The sequence below is a fragment of the Acidovorax sp. FJL06 genome, assembly GCF_003852545.1.
GTDB lineage: Bacteria > Pseudomonadota > Gammaproteobacteria > Burkholderiales > Burkholderiaceae_C > Acidovorax.
Window position 1 is genome coordinate 1 of the sequence record NZ_QAJR01000054.1, and the last position, 1,129, is coordinate 1,129.

A 1,129-nucleotide genomic window follows, 5' to 3' on the forward strand; every position below is an offset into this window, starting at 1 on the left:
CTCTTATACCTTCAGCTTCTCTTTCGATAGCTGCTACCGCCCATCTGCTCTGCCCTGGAGGCCGTTTTACCTCTTCCTGCCTCTGTCCCGCCCGCGCCGCTCAGAAGCTTTCCCATTCGTCGTCGTTGCCACCCGCTCCCTTGGCCGGCGCCGCTGCCGGGCTTGGCGCCTTGGCTGCCACCTTGGGCGCCGACAGGCTGGCCGGGGGCCGGGCTGCTGTCTTGTGGCCGCCCAGGCTCGCTCCTGCCTTGGCCGGGGTGCTGCGCTTGGCCGCCAACGCGGGGGCGGGGATGGGTGCCCGGGCGGCGGCGGCCGGGCTGCGCTGCGTGGCATGGGTGGTGTGGCTCGCGTGGGCGTCGAGCTTGAACACGGCCACGGCGTTCACCAGTTCGCCCGCCTGCGCGTTCAGCGCGCTGGCTGCTGCCGCCATTTCTTCCACCAGCGCGGCGTTCTGCTGGGTCGCCTGGTCCATTTGCGTGACGGCTTCTCCCACCTGCCCCACGCCTGCGCTTTGTTCGCTGCTGGCGGCGCTGATCTCTCCCATGATGTCGGTCACCCGCCGGATCGCGCTGACCACTTCGCTCATGGTGGCCCCGGCTTTGTCCACCAGCGCTGTGCCTTGTTCCACCCGCTCTACGCTGTCGGTGATCAGGGTCTTGATCTCTTTGGCCGCTTCGGCGCTGCGTCCTGCCAGGCTGCGCACTTCGCCTGCCACCACCGCAAAGCCCCGGCCTTGTTCTCCGGCCCGGGCCGCTTCCACGGCTGCGTTCAGCGCCAGGATGTTGGTCTGGAACGCGATGCCGTCGATCACGCTGATGATGTCTGCAATCTTGTTGCTGCTGGCGTTGATGCCTTTCATGGTCTCCACCACTTCGGCCACCACGTCTCCGCCTTGCACGGCCACGGTGCTGGCGCTCACCGCCAGCTGGTTGGCCTGGCGCGCGTTGTCTGCGTTCTGGCGCACCGTCGAGCCCAGCTCTTCCATCGAGGCCGCTGTCTCTTCCAGTGCCGACGCCTGCTGCTCTGTGCGCGCGCTCAAGTCGTTGTTGCCCGATGCGATCTGCGAGCTCGCCGACGCCACCCCTTCGGCGTTGCTGCGCACCGATGCCACCGTGTTCACCAGGCTTTG

1 protein-coding gene is annotated in these 1,129 nt (G+C 67.6%); it reads right to left on the reverse strand.

All coding sequences use genetic code 11. The features are described 5' to 3' along the window. Window positions 1-100: 100 nt before the first annotated feature. The coding region (locus DBV10_RS21630; protein ID WP_233590019.1) for a methyl-accepting chemotaxis protein at window positions 101-1,129 on the reverse strand (1,029 nt) is incomplete at its 5' end.